Below are 14,927 nucleotides of genomic sequence, written 5' to 3'. Positions count from 1 at the left end.
TGGGGCGGTCCTGCAAAGGCGCATTCGGCGACCGGTGTGATCAACTTCTCGGATGCAGACGACACGAACACCCACGAAGTGTCCGCTGCTGCAAAGGGCGAAGCCTATCTCGGCAAGTTCATCCCTTCGATCTCCAATGCTGCCACCGGCGACAATGCCGGTCAGATCACCTGGAAGTTCACCGTTGACGACAAGGACATCGACTTCCTCGGTGCTGGCGACAAACTAGTCCAGACCTACACCATCACGCTGAAGGACAGCTCCGGCGCGACCGTCACCCAGGATGTCACGATCACGCTGGTTGGAACCAATGACCGCGCCGAGATTACCGCCAACTGGTGGGCCGGCGACGACTGGGGTGTGGTTGTCGAAGACGGCAAGTGGAACAGCGAAAAGACGGCCTCGGGCGACCTCGACATCAAGGATGTGGATCAGGGCGAAGCCGTGTTCCAGACACCAGAATCCCTCGAAGGCACCTACGGCACCTTCACCTTCAACGCCGCAACGGGCCAATGGTCCTACGTCATCAACAACAAGCTCGCAGCCACCCAGGCCCTCAATGGCTGGAAGGTCGCTGAAGACACACTGACCGTCTACTCGAAGGATGGCACCGACAGCCATACGATCACGGTCTATGTAAATGGCACCAACGACATTGCCGTGATCTCCGGCGAAAGCGCCGGCACGATCACCGAAGACGTCAAGATGACGACCGGCGGCAAGCTCAGCGTCACGGATGTCGATACCGGCGAAGCGGTGTTCGACGCACCGTCTGGCAACAGTCTCAAGGGCAACTACGGCGCATTCGCCTTCAACGCCAAGACAGGTGAGTGGACCTACCAGGCTGCCACGGACAAGGTCCAGAAGCTGGCCGCCGGCGAAACGGTCACCGAAACCCTGACCGTCTGGTCGGCCGATGGCACCGACAGCCAGAAGATCACCATGACCATTACCGGTACCAACGACAAGCCGGTCTTCGTCTCGGGTGGCGACACCAGCACCACGCTGACCGAGGGCAAGGTTGAAAGTGGCAACGACGATCACGATCACGGTCATGGTCATGGTCATGGTTACGGCTACGGCAATCCACCTGCTGCTTCCACCGAGCTCAAGGCTTCCGGTGAAATCGGCTTCACCGATGTCGATGCGAGCGACAAGCACACGGTGACCGTGTCCAAAAACGAAACCTATCTTGGCACGTTCTCGGCCAATGTCAGCAATGACTCGACCAATGATGGCAAGGGTACCGTCAGCTGGTCGTTCAAGGTCGATGACTCCAAGGTCAACTATCTGGCCGCTGGCCAGAAGCTGGTTCAGACCTACACGATTACGCTCGACGACAAGAATGGTGGCACCGTCACCCATACCGTGACGGTCAATATTGTCGGCACGAACGATGCTCCTGTCCTTGTTGCAGACATGACCGACGCCGTTGGCGCGGCAAAGGAAGATGCCTCGAAGCCGGAACTGACAGACACTGGCGTCATCACGTTCAAGGATGTCGACCTGATCGACACCCACACGCTCAATGTGTCTGGCTCGAAGAGCAACTCGCTCGGCGGCAAGCTGACGGTGGGCGTGGTTACTGAGAGTGACACGACGGAGAACGGAAGCTTCACCTGGACCTACAAGGTCGATAACGCCAAGGTTCAGTATCTGGGCGAAGGCGACACCGCGAAGGAAACCTTCACTGTCACGATCTCCGACGGCAAGGGCGGTACGATCACCCAGGACATCACTGTCACGGTGACCGGTACGAACGATGCGGCGACGATTAGCGCTGATTGGTGGAACGACCTTGGCTATGTCAGGGAGGACGGCACCTACAATTCTGAAAAAGTGGCTTCCGGCGATCTCGACATCAAGGATGTTGATCAGGGCGAAGCAGTGTTCAAGCAGCCAACTTCGGCTGAACTCAACGGGACCTATGGTACCTTCCAGTTCAACAAGCAGACCGGCGAATGGTTCTACACGATCGACAACGCTCGTACGGAAACCCAGGCGCTGAACGGCGGCAAGGAAGTCTATGACACACTGACTGTCTGGTCGGCTGATGGCACCGACAGCCACACCGTCTATGTTCTGGTCAGCGGCACCAATGACAACGCGGTCATCTCCGGCAAGGCCGATGGCATCGTTGTCGAAGACGGCGTCCAGACGGCTGGCGGCACGCTCTCCGTCAAGGATGTCGATGCTGGCGAAGCCAAGTTCCAGTCTGTCTCGGACTGGGCCCTGGATGGCACCTATGGCAAGTTCACCTTCAATGCCACGACCGGCGAGTGGACCTACAAGGTCGACAACGGCAAGGTTCAGGCACTCGGCGCCGGCGACACGGTTAGCGACAGCCTGACGGTACGCTCGTTCGATGGCACTGATAGCCAGGTGATCAAGGTCACCATCAACGGCACGAATGATCCGGCTCAAATCACCGGCACCAAGACGGGTGCAGTTGTCGAAGACGGCGTGTCTTACGCATCCGGCGATCTCGACATCAAGGACGTCGACCATCGCGAAGCCGAATTCGTCAAGATCGAAGGTAATGCGCTGAACGGCACCTACGGCAAGTTCACGTTCAATCAGAACAGCGGCAAGTGGGAATACCGTCTCGACAACACCCTTGCCGCCACACAGGCTTTGAAGGCAGGCCAGGTGGTCACCGAAACGCTGACAGTCAAGGCTGTCGATGGAACCACCGCCTTGGTTGAGGTGAAGGTTACCGGCACCAATGATGGTGCATCGATCGGCGGCAGCAGGAGTGGCTCGGTCACGGAAGATGGCGGCCAGACTGCAGAAGGTACACTTACCGTTTCCGACAGGGATACGGGCGAAAACCAGCCTGCAGCCCCGGCGTCGCTTGCCGGAAAGTACGGCAGCTTCACGCTCGACACAGCGACGGGTGCCTGGAAGTATACGCTCGACAACACCAATGCAGCTGTCCAGGGATTGGTGACCGGCAAGAGCCTGATTGACACACTGACGGTCAAGTCAGTTGATGGCACGGCAACTGAAACCATCAGTGTAACCATCAATGGCACAGATGATACCGCAGTGATCAACGGCACAGTCACAGGCGCAGTGAACGAGAATGATGCCTTGAACACAGCGAGCGGCACGCTCAGCGTCACCGATGCGGACGCTGGCCAGGCAGGCTTCAAGGTTCCGACCACAAGTGAACTGAAGGGTACCTACGGCGCCTTTACCTTCGATGCCTCGAACGGCAAGTGGGTCTATACCCTCGACAACACATTGGCTGCAACACAGGCTCTCGTGGCCGGTCAGAAGGTTACAGAGACCCTGACGGTGAAGTCGCTCGATGGTTCCGACAGCGAGACGATCACGGTCACTGTGACGGGCGCCAATGATGTCGCAAACATTACCGGCAATGCGGTCGGTGCTGTGATTGAGAATGCGTCGGATAACACAGCAACTGGCACACTCAGTGTCAGCGATGTCGATGCCGGCCAGGCATCGTTCACGGTCCCGACCACAAGCGAACTGAAGGGTACATATGGCGCCTTCACCTTCGATGCCTCGAACGGCAAGTGGGTCTACACCCTCGACAATGCGTTGGATGCGACCCAAGCTCTCGTGGCCGGTCAGAAGGTTACGGAAACCCTGACGGTCAAGTCGCTCGACGGTTCTGATAGCGAGACGATTACGGTCACTGTTACGGGTGCCAATGACGTCGCAGCGATCACTGGCACTGCGAGTGGCGATGTGACTGAAGATGCGGCGACAAACACTGCCACAGGTACGCTCAGCGTCAGCGACGTTGATGCAGGCCAGGCCGGATTCGCTACCCCGACGGCAAGCGAACTGAAGGGTACATACGGCACCTTCACCTTTGATGCGTCGAATGGCAAATGGGTCTACACGCTGGACAATACGCTGGCAGCAACCCAAGCGCTGACTGCTGGCCAGAAGGTCACGGAGAGCCTGACGATCAAGTCGCTCGATGGCTCGGACAGCGAGGTTATCAAGGTGAATGTGACGGGTGCTGCTGAAGCCTCGCCAGTAGCCATCAACGAGAGCACCAGCGCAACTGGTCGCTACGCTTTTGTCGACAGCAACGACTCGCCAAATTCCATCAACTTTGACGCATCCAAGCTGTTCACCGGCGTGACGAGTGCCACCAAGTATTCTTACTCGGTTGTCTCGGCCACTGACACGCCGTGGCTGTCGACAGACGGCAAGATGGTCGAAGGCAATCCGCGTAGCGATTATGGGAGTTGGTGGAACTACGACTCCAATGGCGACACGGGCCTGTATGTCTACCAGGTGACGGCAACCACCAATGGCGTCGCTCAGACTACCTATGTAGCCTTCAGCGCGATCGAAAGTGCAGGCACAACCTTCAATATCCAGAACAATGGCAACTGGAACAATTCGGGTTCGTTGGATTATGCCAACGACCGCAACGGCGATGGCGATGTGATCAACATTGTCAGCAGCGGGATCAAAGATCAGGTGCAAGCTGGTGCGGGTGATGATGTTGTTGTCGGCTACTCTGATGACAACAACATTGACGGTGGTTCTGGCGACGACGCTATCTATGGTATGGGTGGCGACGATTTTCTCGATGGCTGGACCGGCAACGATTTTCTCGATGGCGGTGCCGGAAATGACACGCTCTATGGTTACGATGGCAATGATGTCTTGCTGGGTGGAGCGGGCAACGACTTCTTGTCCGGCGAATCTGGCAACGATATCCTGGTGGGTGGATCCGGCAACGACGATCTTTCCGGTGGCACAGGCGTCGACTACCTTACAGGCGGTGCAGGCAGTGACACGTTCATCCTGAGCGATCTGAACGCTGTGGACGTGATCACGGACTTCAACGCCTCCGAAGACACGATTGATCTCACTGCGTTGCTGGACGGCATCAGCAAAACGACCGATCTTGAGACATCGGGTTATGTCAAGGCTGTGCAGAGTGGCAGCGATACTTTGCTGCAGGTCGATACAAATGGCGGTGGCAACAACTGGAACACGGTCGCGGTACTGCAGAACTACACCCACACCAATGAGGCGATCCGCATCTTGTTCGATGACAGCACGCATAAGCCAGTCGAACAGCAGGTCTGATCCTTGCCTCTGATCACCACTGGTGGTTAAACAAGGGCAATCAGAAAACAGACGGGTGGGGACAGCATGAAGATGGGTCGAGTTCGAAGCATGCGCGGAGGTTTGGCCCATCTCCCCCTCGTTGCAATCATTCTCGTCGGTCTGGCAGGTTGCCAGACCGACGCTCTCAAGCCGACCGAGGCCGACAAGGCGGCGGCGGGTGGGGCAGCCGCAACGGCTGTCGCGGCCGGCAATACCGGTCTCTACAACCAGACGCTGGGTGCAGGTCCGGTGCGCATCGGTTATCTCGGCGTGCGTCGCAATGACCAGCCGAGCCGCCAGGCCGACAGCGAATATCGCGATGGTGCGGCCCTTGCCGTCAATTCTTTGGGGACAGAGAAGGTCAAGTTGACCATGCTCGAAACCCAGGAAAAACCCGAGGCAATCGAGGCGGCGGCGAAATCGCTGGCGAGCCAGAATATCGGTCTCCTGATCACCACCGCCCGCGGCCCGGAATTCGAAGCGATCAAACGTTCGTTCGGCGATCGGCAGATCCCCGTCATATCGTTCCAGATGAACGACGCGACGCTGCCGCCGGATGTGTTTTCCTTCGTCTCCAGCCCTGTCGATGGCCTGGTCGAAGGCGCCTCCTTCGCCATGGCGGAAGGCTCCACCCATGCGGTGATCCTGGCGTCCTCGCCGGCCGAAAAAATCGAGGCGGAGCGCATTGCACGCCAGATCAAGGCTTTTGGCGGAACGGTCGAACCTATCATCGAGCTTTCCGGCGGTCAGGTGCCCAGCAAGCAGCTTGCCGCCTGGAACAAAGCCGACATGGTCGTGCTGATGCCGGGTGTGAAGACGCCTGGCGACCTGTTGAAGAAAACCGATCTGGCAAAGCCGCCCAGGCCCGGGCGTCGTGTTGTCGCAAGCACAGTCCTGACATCGCAGGATCTCTCTGATCCAAAGATGACCGGAGCCATCGTTTGCCGCTACGACCAGAATATCCAGGCCCGTATCGGCAAGAGCTACATGACAAGCTACGGCATGCCGGCATCGACCCAGGCCGGCTACGGTTTTGACGCCATGGCAATGGCGGTTGGGCTGGTCAACAATTACGGCGATGATGCTTTTGTCATCGATCGCATGACCGCGCCTGAAGGCTTTTCCGGCTCGCTCGGTGTCTTCCGGCTGGAGGAGGGGGGCAAGGTGCGGCGCAACTGCGATATCTTCAAGGTGGCCAAGGGATCCTACGTGTTTTTCCAGCGGGCGCCGGCGACCCTCTGACTATACCGGTTTGATAGTGCCACATCGTCAGGCGATCTGGCCGGATGTTTGATCACCAGAGTGTGACCATAGGCTGCGACAAAGCCGGTGCTGTTTACATTGCAGCGGAAGCGGATCATCCTATTTCACTGATAAATCAAGGGATGCGTTCAGATGCGGAGGGGCATCTGATGCCCGGTACTGTGGGAGCGGATTGGTCCTGATGGCAAAACCTGGAGAAGAGCTTGGGGAAGAAGGCAGATATCCGTCGGCCTTGCGGTTTCTTCATTGGATCATTGCCGGACTGGTCCTCGCCACGTGGCCACTCGGCCTGATGATCGGTTTCGTCAAGGACGCGGTGAAGCTCGATTTCTATATGGTGCATGAAAGCATCGGCTTTCTGGTCCTCTGGCTGATGCTTTTGCGCATAGGCGCGCGGCTGACGGGCACCATGCCGCCGATCGAAGGTCCGGCGCTGGAGCGGCTGGTGGCCGGCCTCGTGCATGGCCTGCTCTATGTTTTCCTGGTTGTCATGCCGGTCAGCGGTTTTCTCGCTACCAACGCCCATGGTTTTCCGCTCACCTGGTTCGGTCTGGTCCCGGTCTGGAGCCCGATCGGCAAGGCCCCGGACATCGCCGGTACGCTTTCGGCCATTCATGAATGGAGCGCCTGGATCCTTTTGACGCTGTTCGCGTTGCATTTTGCAGCGGTCGTCTTCCATCACGTCATCCGACGCGATGAAACCTTGTATCGCATCCTCTAGCAGATCGCAGGACTGGCACGCATGCGAATGATCGAAATGAATGACGGGCTGTGGGCAAGGATTCTCGCCTTGCGCGGAAGGAGCGACCTTGCGGACAGGCTGGACTGTGAGCCGGCTCTGGCGCTTTATGGTCCGATTGCAACCGCCTGCGAGCCCTTCGTGCTGGCGCAGGTCGGTCAATCGCTCGACGGCCGTGTGGCAACGCCAACCGGCGACGCACGCGACATATCCGGTCCCGACGGCATTGCGCATCTGCATCGCTGCCGGGCGTTGGTGGATGCCGTGATCGTGGGGGTGGGCACCGTCCAATGCGATGATCCGCGACTGTCCGTGCGCGCCGTCGACGGCCCGGATCCTGTGCGTGTCATTATCGACTGTCGCGCCGAACTTTCGGGTGAGGAGAGCCTGTTTGACGATAGCGGCGCTCCCGTCATCCTGCTGCAGGCGCATGACGCAGTGCAAAAGCGCTACCGCGCCGACGTCATCCGCATCCGTCGCCGGGCGAACGGGCTCGATCCACGCGAGATCATCGATGTGCTGGGTGAACGCGGCCTTGGCCGCATTCTCGTCGAGGGTGGTGCCCGCACCATTGCACGGTTTATCGCCGGTGGCCTTGTCGATCGGCTGCATGTGGCGATTGCACCCTTGATCATCGGCTCCGGTCCGACCGGCATCTGCCTGCCGCCGATCGACCAGCTATCGGGTGCGACGCGGCCCAAGGCCACCGTCTACAATCTCGGCAGCGACATCCTGTTCGACTGCCGGCTGCGATCGGGCGAAGGAGCAACGTCAGCGCCTGCGCAGCGCGATGAGATCCGTGTGCCCGACCACGCATGAGCTGTCCGCAGCCGCAATGCTGGCCAGTCGGAAATCCAGCCAATCGCTGATCTGGGCGGGTGACAGATTGCCGATCTCGACCAAGGGCGGCAGCATGCCGCGCAAGAGCTCTTCCTGCAGTCTGGCTTCCGTGGGGCCGAGTACCCACGGGCTGGGAGCGACGCGGACAATGTAGCCGTTCCAATCCAGACCGAGACGAAGGTGCTGTGTCGCGTCTGGTCCAAGGGCAGGGCCGAAACCCTTGTCGCCGCGCTGGTGGCGATTGAAATCGGCGACCACCTGATCGTCGAGTCGATGCGGGCGTGTCCAGTGCATCACGCCATCGTAGTTCAGTGCCGCGTAGAGGCCGGTGCCACGTTGGCTGATCGTCTCGATGAAACGATTGCAGAAGTCCGCGGAGCAGAGGTCGAAAAGTGCAGAGGCAGTGACAATCGTTACGCCGTCGAGCGGCAGGCTTTCCAGGTCGTTCAGGTCGTGTTGCTGGAAGCGAATGGTCGGTTTCCCGCAGGTCCGCCGTTCGGCTTCAGCAAGCAACAGCGGATCATAATCCAGCAAATGCCACGTGGTGTCCGGCGGCACGAACGAAGACAGGGCCCGAAATGTCGACCCGGTGCCACAGCCGATATCCAGCAAGGCGCGATGCGGCTTTGTCGCAACCATGTGCACACAGAGGCGGTCGATCAGGTCTTCAGCCCGAGCCCTGCGATCCGCAGGTTCCCGAAGTGCCAGCCAGTCCTTGTCGAAACCGCTCATCGGATTTTGTCCAGGGCCTGGGCGATGCGTGCTGCCGTGTCGTCCCAGCCCGGTAGGAGGGCACCGGCCGTGGCTGCCGCCCTGGCGCGCGCGCGACGTTCGTCCGGGCTGAGCAGCAGCCGGCGAAGGGCCGTGGCAAAAGCTGCCACATCATCGACAGCAACCAGGAAACCTGCGTCTTCAGGCACCACGTCCGGCACGGCGCCAGCATGGCAGGCGACGATCGGCACGCCTTGCGACAGGGCTTCGGCAAACACCATGCCATAACCTTCATAGCGGCTGGCCAGCGCGAAGATATCCGCCTTTGCAAGCTCACGCCGGCTGTCATCACATTCACCGGCAAGCGCAATCCGCTCGGATAGACCAAGCGCTTCAATCTGCTCTTCCAGCGCCGCTGCGGTTTTCGGATCCAGGTCTCGGCTGCCGACGATACGGGCTTGCCAGGCAAGATCCTCGTTCGCCTTCAGGGCGGCAATCAGCACATCATGTCCCTTGCGGGGCGAGAGTGTGCCGATCGACAGGATCTTCGGCGGCTCGCCGTCGCCCTTGGCGGGCGGGGCCTTGTCTGTGCCGGGCATGGCGACCGTGATATCAGCCTCTGCGACGCCGTATCGGCGGACAAGTTCGCGCGCGGTCATTGGCGAAGTGACGATGACATGACGTGCCGCCGACAAGGCCGCTGTTTCTGACGCCCGAAAGATCTGCTGCTGGCTGCTGTCCAGGCCTGTCTCCAGTGCAAGCGGATGATGGACCAGTGCAACGATGTTCATGCGCTGCGCATGCTGTTGCGCCCAACCGTCCAGCACACCATAAGCCAGGCCATCGATCAGCAGCAACTGGTCATCCTCGAGCGCGGAAAGCCGTTCTTCGGCGGCAGCCAAGGTCTGCACCGAGGGAAAGGGAAAGCCGTCTCCCAGCCCCAGCAGTTCAACCGTCCAGCCGCCTGCACGAAGCCCTTCGATCACGCGGCGGTCATAGGCATAACCACCGGTATTGAGATCGAGCGCTCCGGGATAAACGAATGTCAGGCTGCGCCTCAAAGGTCGGCCTCGTACCAGCCGCGAGCCGCATGGGATTCGTGCAGTGTGATCTTCAACTTGCAGATGCGATGGCTGCCCGGGCCAAGCCGCTTGTCGGCGACGGCCTGCGCGAGCTGGTCGAATATGTGTTTGGCGATCACCTCCGTTGTCGTCACCTTGCCCTTGAAGACGGCGATTTCATCGAGGTTCTGATAGTTCAGCGGCTTCAAGGTTTCAGCCAGAACCGTGCTTGCCGCCCCGATATCGACCGCCAGGCCGTCCTCGTCGACATCGCGGGTGAAAAAGGCGGCATCGACGACAAAGGTGGCGCCATGCATGCCCTGGGCAGGGCCAAAGACAGGGCGCGGCAGACTATGGGCGATCATGATGTGGTCACGGACTTCAACGGCAAACATGGCTTCTCTTTTCAACGGTAGCGGATGCGATGGCACAGGGTGTCTTGCGAGGACAGGATAGACGGATAAGCAGCTTCAAGGTCATAGAAATCGGTTTCACCGGAAATCAGGACATCAAGCCGTTGATCGGTCAAAAGCTCAAGCGCCTTGGCCATGCGGCGGGCAAAGCTCCAGCGCGGGCGTCGAATGGCGGAAATGGCGCCCACTTGCGAGCTGACAATTTGCAACCGGCGGGAATGGAAGGCGCCGCCGAGAGGGATGCTGGCCTGCCTGTCGCCGTACCAGCTGGCTTCGACGATGCGTGCTTCCATGCCGGCATGACGGATGGCGCTTTCCAGGGCCTCGGACGAACCGGAGGCATTGATCAGAACATCAAACTCGCCCTCCAACGCCGATGCTTCGACGAAATCCAGCCCGAGGTTTGCTGCAAGGTGGGCGCGGCCAGCATCGCGATCGACAAGCACGGTTTCGGTGCCGACAATGCAGGATGTGATGAAGGCGACCAGGCTTCCGACCACGCCCGCGCCGAAGACGGCGATCTTGTCGCCCGGCAGGATGCCGGCATCCCACACAACATTGAGTGCGGTTTCCATATTGGCAGCCAGGATCGCACGGCCTGCGGGCAATGCCTCCGGCAGAACGACCGCCTGATCGGCGGCAATCACAAAGAAATCCTGGTGCGGATGCAGGCAGAATACGGTCCGGTCGACCAGGTCCGTCGGCCCCGCTTCGATCCGACCAACTGCCGCATAGCCGTATTTTACCGGGAACGGGAAGTCGCCACCCATGTTCGGTCCGCGCATGCGTGCATATTCGCTGACCGGAACCTTGCCAGCAAGAACCAGCGATTCCGTGCCGCGGCTGATGCCGCTGAACAGCGTTCGCACGCAAACCTCGCCTTCTGCAAGCGGCGGCAGTCTTTCCCGGCGCATTCGGCAGAGACCAGCCGCCTCGAACCACAGGGCGGTGGCTGTCACGGCTTCGGACACAGACTGTTCATCGCTTGCAGGCTTCACGCGGTCTTCCTCTTTCGCGTATTGAGACCATATATCTGCGGATACCTAGAGCGGTAGAGCGCAATTGCTTATCGTTCTGATCAAAATATATTTACCGAGCCGGCGCAATCCGGATGCGTTGCATTGGCGTAGTGATCGACAATGATCAAAGGAGTGCCAGGATGTCCTCGACGAGCAGTTCCGCCTTCCAGTTTTCAACGCCAGCCATCGAAGTTGAGCGCGCCGTTTCGGAATTGCGCTATGGCCGGCCTGTCATCCTGAAGGAGGGTTCGCGCCATCTCGCGGCTGTCTCGCTCGATTGCATAGCGCCATCGCTTTACGACCAGTTCGCGTCCGCCACCGACGACAGCCATGCGCTTCTCCTGACCGCACCGCGCGCCGGTCGCCTGGGGCTAGGGCACGCGATCGGACACGGGCGAGACGTGCTGGCACCGCTTGCCGGCGTCAGCTTCGACAAGGCGTCGCGATTGGCCTATGCCCTGGGTGCCGATCAGCCGCTGTCTTACCAGCCGGCCGATGGGCTGGCATCCTTGTCTGCCGAACTTGCGCGCATAGCCCTTTTGCTGCCGGCCATGGTTGTGGCCGACGTCACTTACAGTGCCGCTCGGTTTTCCGGTTGCTGCTCCGTTGAGGCAAGCCAGTTGCGCGGGGCGGATATCGCCCGCCAGCGCTTCGACAAGATCGCCAGAACGCGCGTGCCGTTGGCGGGTCTCGGCCAAGCCGAATTTGTCGTCTTTCGCGGAGGCCTTGCCCAGAAGGATCAGGTGGCGATCATTGTTGGTCAGCCCGACCTTACCAAGGCAGTGCCGGTGCGGGTTCATTCCTCGTGCATGACCGGCGACCTCTGCGGATCGCTGAAATGCGATTGCGGTGATCAGCTTCGCAATGGCCTGTCCTTGTTGAAGCACGCCGGCGGTGGCGTGTTGCTTTATCTTGACCAGGAAGGACGCGGTACGGGCATCGGCGCCAAGATGCGCGCCTATGGCTATCAGCATCTCGGCCTCGATACGATCGACGCGGATGCCGAACTGGGGCTGGGTGAGGATCATCGGCGATACGAGGCAGCCATTGCCATGCTGCAACTGCTGGAGATTAAGCGCGTTGCGGTATACACCAACAATCCGACCAAGATCGCGGCTCTTCGTGCCGGTGGTATTTCCGTTGAAGCGCGTGCGCCTGTGAACGGGCTCGTGACCGCGGAAAACGAGAACTATCTGCGCACCAAGACGCTGCGCGCCGGCCATATGATGGACCTCGAAACGCTGGTTGCTGCGGAGTAGGCTGCATCGCGTCGAGGAGCGGATCATGGTCAGCGAACCGGAGAGGATGGGTGATTGGGTTGGCGACGATGGGCTTCGCCGCCCAAATTCGAGCCTGCTACTGCGCGATGCCCTCCTGCATCTGGCCGGCATATTTGTAGCCACTTTGGTGGTTGCAACGGCCGCGACATTGCATGTGCCGCTTGGCTGGGATTTTGTTGTCTCGACCATGCTTCTCACGGGGCTGATCTTCGCGTTTGCCCTACACGCGTTACCCGGTCATCCGCATAGACGTTTCGGACCCGCCAATGTGGTGACGGCCGTTCGTGCGGCAATGGTCAGCTTGACAGGCGCGGCGGTGTTGTTTCTGAACCAGCTTGACCAGACGGATACCGCACTCTGGACCTTGGTCGGCGTCGTGTTCGTGGCGCTGGCGATGGACGGCATCGACGGTTATCTGGCGCGCCGGTTCGGACACACATCCGAATTCGGTGCGCGCTTCGACATGGAAGTCGATGCCTTGCTGATCCTGATCCTCTCGGTCGCAGCGGCAGTCCTCGAGAAGGCTGGCGTCTGGGTCATGCTGATTGGGCTGATGCGCTATGCATTTGTCGCCGCCCAGATGTTCCTGCCAAGATTGCGCGGGGAGCTCTTCGTGTCCTTCCGCCGGAAACTGGTCTGCGTCCTGCAGATCGCCGCACTGTGTCTGGTGCTGATGCCGTTTGTCGAGCCGCTTTATTCGGGTGGCATTTGTGCATTTGCACTTGCGATGCTGATTTATTCCTTCGGTGTTGATATAGCGTATCTGCTTGGCCAGTCGGGCAGACCCCGATGACCCTTATGGCGCGTTTCGGTACTTCCTGGGGTCTGGTCCGTTCGCTTGTTGTCTACTACGCGCAGCCTTGGCGGCGCCTTGCACTCAAGCGGTTCTACAATCATCTGATCCGGCCAGGCGATCTGGTCTTCGACATCGGTGCCCATGTCGGCAGCCGAAGCCAGACATTGCTCTTGCTCGGGGCAAAAGTCGTCGCCGTCGAGCCTCAGCCGGCCTTTGCCGATTTTATCGAAAACCGTTTCAAGGGACGTCTGAAGGCCTTCGAGCGTGTGGCTGTCGGCCAGAAGCCGGGGCAGATCGACCTGTTGATTTCTAGCCGGCATCCGACCGTGACGAGCATATCGCCGCGTTTTGTCGAGACGGTGCGGAAGACACCGGGCTTCGCCCAGGTCGTCTGGGACCACAAGGTGACGGTGCCGATGGTCACGCTTGACCAGTTGATCTCCCGCCATGGCCTGCCGGTCTTTTGCAAGATCGACGTCGAGGGAGCCGAGGCGGAAATCCTGGACGGGTTGAGCATCCCGATTGCGCTGATCGCGTTCGAATATCTGCCGGCCATGCCAACAGTCGTGACGCATGCAATCGGCCGGTTGATGAGTTTGGGCGACTACCGTTTCAATCGTGTTGTTGGAGAAACCCATCGTTTTGTCGGTGACGCCTGGATAAGCGCCGAGGAAATGCTTGAAGAACTTACGGCCATGCCTCCGGACGCGATCTCGGGCGACGTCTATGCACGGTTGGAGTCCCGATGAGGGACCACGGAGGCCTAGCTTTTCGTCCCTGCCACGGCAAAACCGGGCAGGGCGAGGACCAGGATCCCCGGCGCCGCTCCGGCAAGAGACAATGCGCCGTAAAGCAGGCTGGCAGCCAGTCCATCGGCGGCGCTGGCGCCCAGGAACGGCCAAAGCGCCATGGCGGCAGCTTCGCGCGTACCCCAGCCACCAAGGCCCGCCGGGATCAGCATGGCAAGCAAGGCGAGCGGGATGGCCGTCAGCGCGGCGACCATGGGCAGCGGAGCGCCGATGGCTTCCGATGCCAGCAGAAAGATTGCGAGATAGGTTGCAAGAATGACAAGGCTCAATCCGATCTGCACCGCCCAAGCCCGGTCTTTGACAAAGACCTGTTGCAGGTCCGGCAACAGGCTTGTGAGACGGTGGAAGCTATTGGTCCGGATTGCCAACATCAAGCCGGTCAGGGCAAGGACGGTACATGCGAGCATGACCGGCAGGACCGAATGCAGCCGGACGGGCTCATGCGCGCCGATCAGCAAGGGCCAGGCGACAATTCCGCAGGCTGCCAGCACGAAGAACGCTGCCTGACCGGAAAGACGCTCGAACAGAACGGCCTTGGCCGGCAGCTTCCATCCGCCTTGATCCGCAGTCCGCATGCGCCAGGCCCTGATCGCATCACCTGCCATGCCGCCGGGCAGGCTCTGGTTCAGCAGACTTGCCACATAATATTCACCGATGGCCCGGTTCAGCTTTATCCGTTGGCCGAGACGACCGGCCGTAAAACGCCAACGCAGGGCCGACAGCATGATTTGCAACTGAACAAGAGCAAGGCCAAGTACCAGGTCGGATGCCGAGACATGGGAAAAAGCCTGGACCAGGGCAGCCTTGTCGACCCCCATCGCAATGACAGCGATCAGGGCAATGGTCACAATCGGGGCGGCCAGGCGGAGCAGGAACACGTGGCTGGACTT

General features: G+C 60.0%; 12 protein-coding genes. 7 read left to right on the top strand and 5 right to left on the bottom strand.

Annotated features, from left to right (window positions below; translation table 11 throughout):
* Nucleotides 1-36: 36 nt before the first annotated feature.
* The 4 genes from PDO_RS26800 to PDO_RS19935 all read left to right on the top strand — a co-directional run bounded on the left by PDO_RS26800 (nucleotide 37) and on the right by PDO_RS19935 (nucleotide 7,927).
* The gene (locus tag PDO_RS26800) at nucleotides 37-5,085 is read left to right on the top strand and encodes a VCBS domain-containing protein (RefSeq protein ID WP_244426491.1); all 5,049 of its coding nucleotides are present in this window, start codon (nucleotides 37-39) and stop codon (nucleotides 5,083-5,085) included.
* 90 nt (nucleotides 5,086-5,175) lie between these two features.
* Entirely contained in the window at nucleotides 5,176-6,348 is a 1,173-nt protein-coding gene (locus PDO_RS19945; protein WP_007606141.1) for a type 1 periplasmic-binding domain-containing protein, read from the top strand.
* Between the two features lie 202 nt (nucleotides 6,349-6,550).
* A complete protein-coding gene (locus PDO_RS19940) occupies nucleotides 6,551-7,090 on the top strand; it encodes a cytochrome b (protein WP_007606140.1) in 540 nt (179 codons plus the stop codon).
* A gap of 21 nt (nucleotides 7,091-7,111) precedes the next feature.
* Complete coding sequence (locus tag PDO_RS19935; RefSeq protein ID WP_007606139.1) at nucleotides 7,112-7,927, top strand: RibD family protein; 816 nt, start codon at nucleotides 7,112-7,114, stop codon at nucleotides 7,925-7,927.
* Here the strand turns inward: PDO_RS19935 and PDO_RS19930 are convergent.
* The 4 genes from PDO_RS19930 to PDO_RS19915 are packed head-to-tail and all read right to left on the bottom strand — an operon-like array spanning nucleotide 7,880 to nucleotide 11,131.
* A complete protein-coding gene (locus PDO_RS19930) occupies nucleotides 7,880-8,680 on the bottom strand; it encodes a class I SAM-dependent methyltransferase (RefSeq protein ID WP_007606138.1) in 801 nt (266 codons plus the stop codon). The two genes, PDO_RS19935 and PDO_RS19930, sit on opposite strands and share 48 nt — an antisense overlap.
* A complete protein-coding gene (locus tag PDO_RS19925) occupies nucleotides 8,677-9,720 on the bottom strand; it encodes a glycosyltransferase family 4 protein (RefSeq protein ID WP_007606137.1) in 1,044 nt (347 codons plus the stop codon). The genes PDO_RS19930 and PDO_RS19925 overlap by 4 nt, the downstream gene beginning before the upstream one ends.
* Nucleotides 9,717-10,115, bottom strand: a complete 399-nt coding sequence (locus PDO_RS19920; RefSeq protein WP_007606136.1) for a 6-pyruvoyl trahydropterin synthase family protein — start codon at nucleotides 10,113-10,115, stop codon at nucleotides 9,717-9,719. The genes PDO_RS19925 and PDO_RS19920 overlap by 4 nt, the downstream gene beginning before the upstream one ends.
* A gap of 11 nt (nucleotides 10,116-10,126) precedes the next feature.
* Nucleotides 10,127-11,131, bottom strand: a complete 1,005-nt coding sequence (locus tag PDO_RS19915) for a zinc-dependent alcohol dehydrogenase (RefSeq protein ID WP_007606134.1) — start codon at nucleotides 11,129-11,131, stop codon at nucleotides 10,127-10,129.
* Nucleotides 11,132-11,292: 161 nt separating this feature from the next.
* Between PDO_RS19915 and ribA the strand changes: the two genes are divergently transcribed.
* The 3 genes from ribA to PDO_RS19900 are packed head-to-tail and all read left to right on the top strand — an operon-like array spanning nucleotide 11,293 to nucleotide 13,977.
* Nucleotides 11,293-12,411 (top strand): GTP cyclohydrolase II RibA, encoded by a 1,119-nt coding sequence (ribA, locus tag PDO_RS19910; protein ID WP_007606128.1) that lies wholly within the window; start codon nucleotides 11,293-11,295, stop codon nucleotides 12,409-12,411.
* A 25-nt stretch (nucleotides 12,412-12,436) separates the two neighbouring features.
* Nucleotides 12,437-13,225 (top strand): CDP-alcohol phosphatidyltransferase family protein, encoded by a 789-nt coding sequence (locus tag PDO_RS19905; protein WP_007606126.1) that lies wholly within the window; start codon nucleotides 12,437-12,439, stop codon nucleotides 13,223-13,225.
* Complete coding sequence (locus PDO_RS19900) at nucleotides 13,222-13,977, top strand: FkbM family methyltransferase (RefSeq protein ID WP_007606125.1); 756 nt, start codon at nucleotides 13,222-13,224, stop codon at nucleotides 13,975-13,977. Before PDO_RS19905 ends, PDO_RS19900 begins: the two co-directional genes overlap by 4 nt.
* Before the next feature lie 14 nt (nucleotides 13,978-13,991).
* Here PDO_RS19900 and PDO_RS19895 read toward each other — a convergent pair whose 3' ends face one another.
* Nucleotides 13,992-14,915, bottom strand: a complete 924-nt coding sequence (locus PDO_RS19895) for a lysylphosphatidylglycerol synthase transmembrane domain-containing protein (protein ID WP_007606124.1) — start codon at nucleotides 14,913-14,915, stop codon at nucleotides 13,992-13,994.
* Between the last annotated feature and the right edge of the window lie 12 nt (nucleotides 14,916-14,927).

This window comes from Rhizobium sp. PDO1-076, assembly GCF_000247475.1.
Classification (GTDB): Bacteria; Pseudomonadota; Alphaproteobacteria; order Rhizobiales; family Rhizobiaceae; genus Allorhizobium.
The sequence above is the reverse complement of the archived record's forward strand: the minus strand, read 5'-3'. Positions and strand labels throughout refer to the sequence as shown.

Excerpts from the sequence above, each read along its gene's own strand:
- PDO_RS19945 (WP_007606141.1), top strand. The coding sequence starts at position 5,176 with ATGCGCGGAGGTTTGGCCCATCTCCCCCTCGTTGCAATCATTCTCGTC.
- PDO_RS19940 (WP_007606140.1), top strand. The coding sequence starts at position 6,551 with ATGGCAAAACCTGGAGAAGAGCTTGGGGAAGAAGGCAGATATCCGTCG.
- PDO_RS19935 (WP_007606139.1), top strand. The coding sequence starts at position 7,112 with ATGCGAATGATCGAAATGAATGACGGGCTGTGGGCAAGGATTCTCGCC.
- PDO_RS19930 (WP_007606138.1), bottom strand. The coding sequence starts at position 8,680 with ATGAGCGGTTTCGACAAGGACTGGCTGGCACTTCGGGAACCTGCGGAT.
- PDO_RS19920 (WP_007606136.1), bottom strand. The coding sequence starts at position 10,115 with ATGTTTGCCGTTGAAGTCCGTGACCACATCATGATCGCCCATAGTCTG.
- ribA (WP_007606128.1), top strand. The coding sequence starts at position 11,293 with ATGTCCTCGACGAGCAGTTCCGCCTTCCAGTTTTCAACGCCAGCCATC.
- PDO_RS19905 (WP_007606126.1), top strand. The coding sequence starts at position 12,437 with ATGGTCAGCGAACCGGAGAGGATGGGTGATTGGGTTGGCGACGATGGG.
- PDO_RS19900 (WP_007606125.1), top strand. The coding sequence starts at position 13,222 with ATGACCCTTATGGCGCGTTTCGGTACTTCCTGGGGTCTGGTCCGTTCG.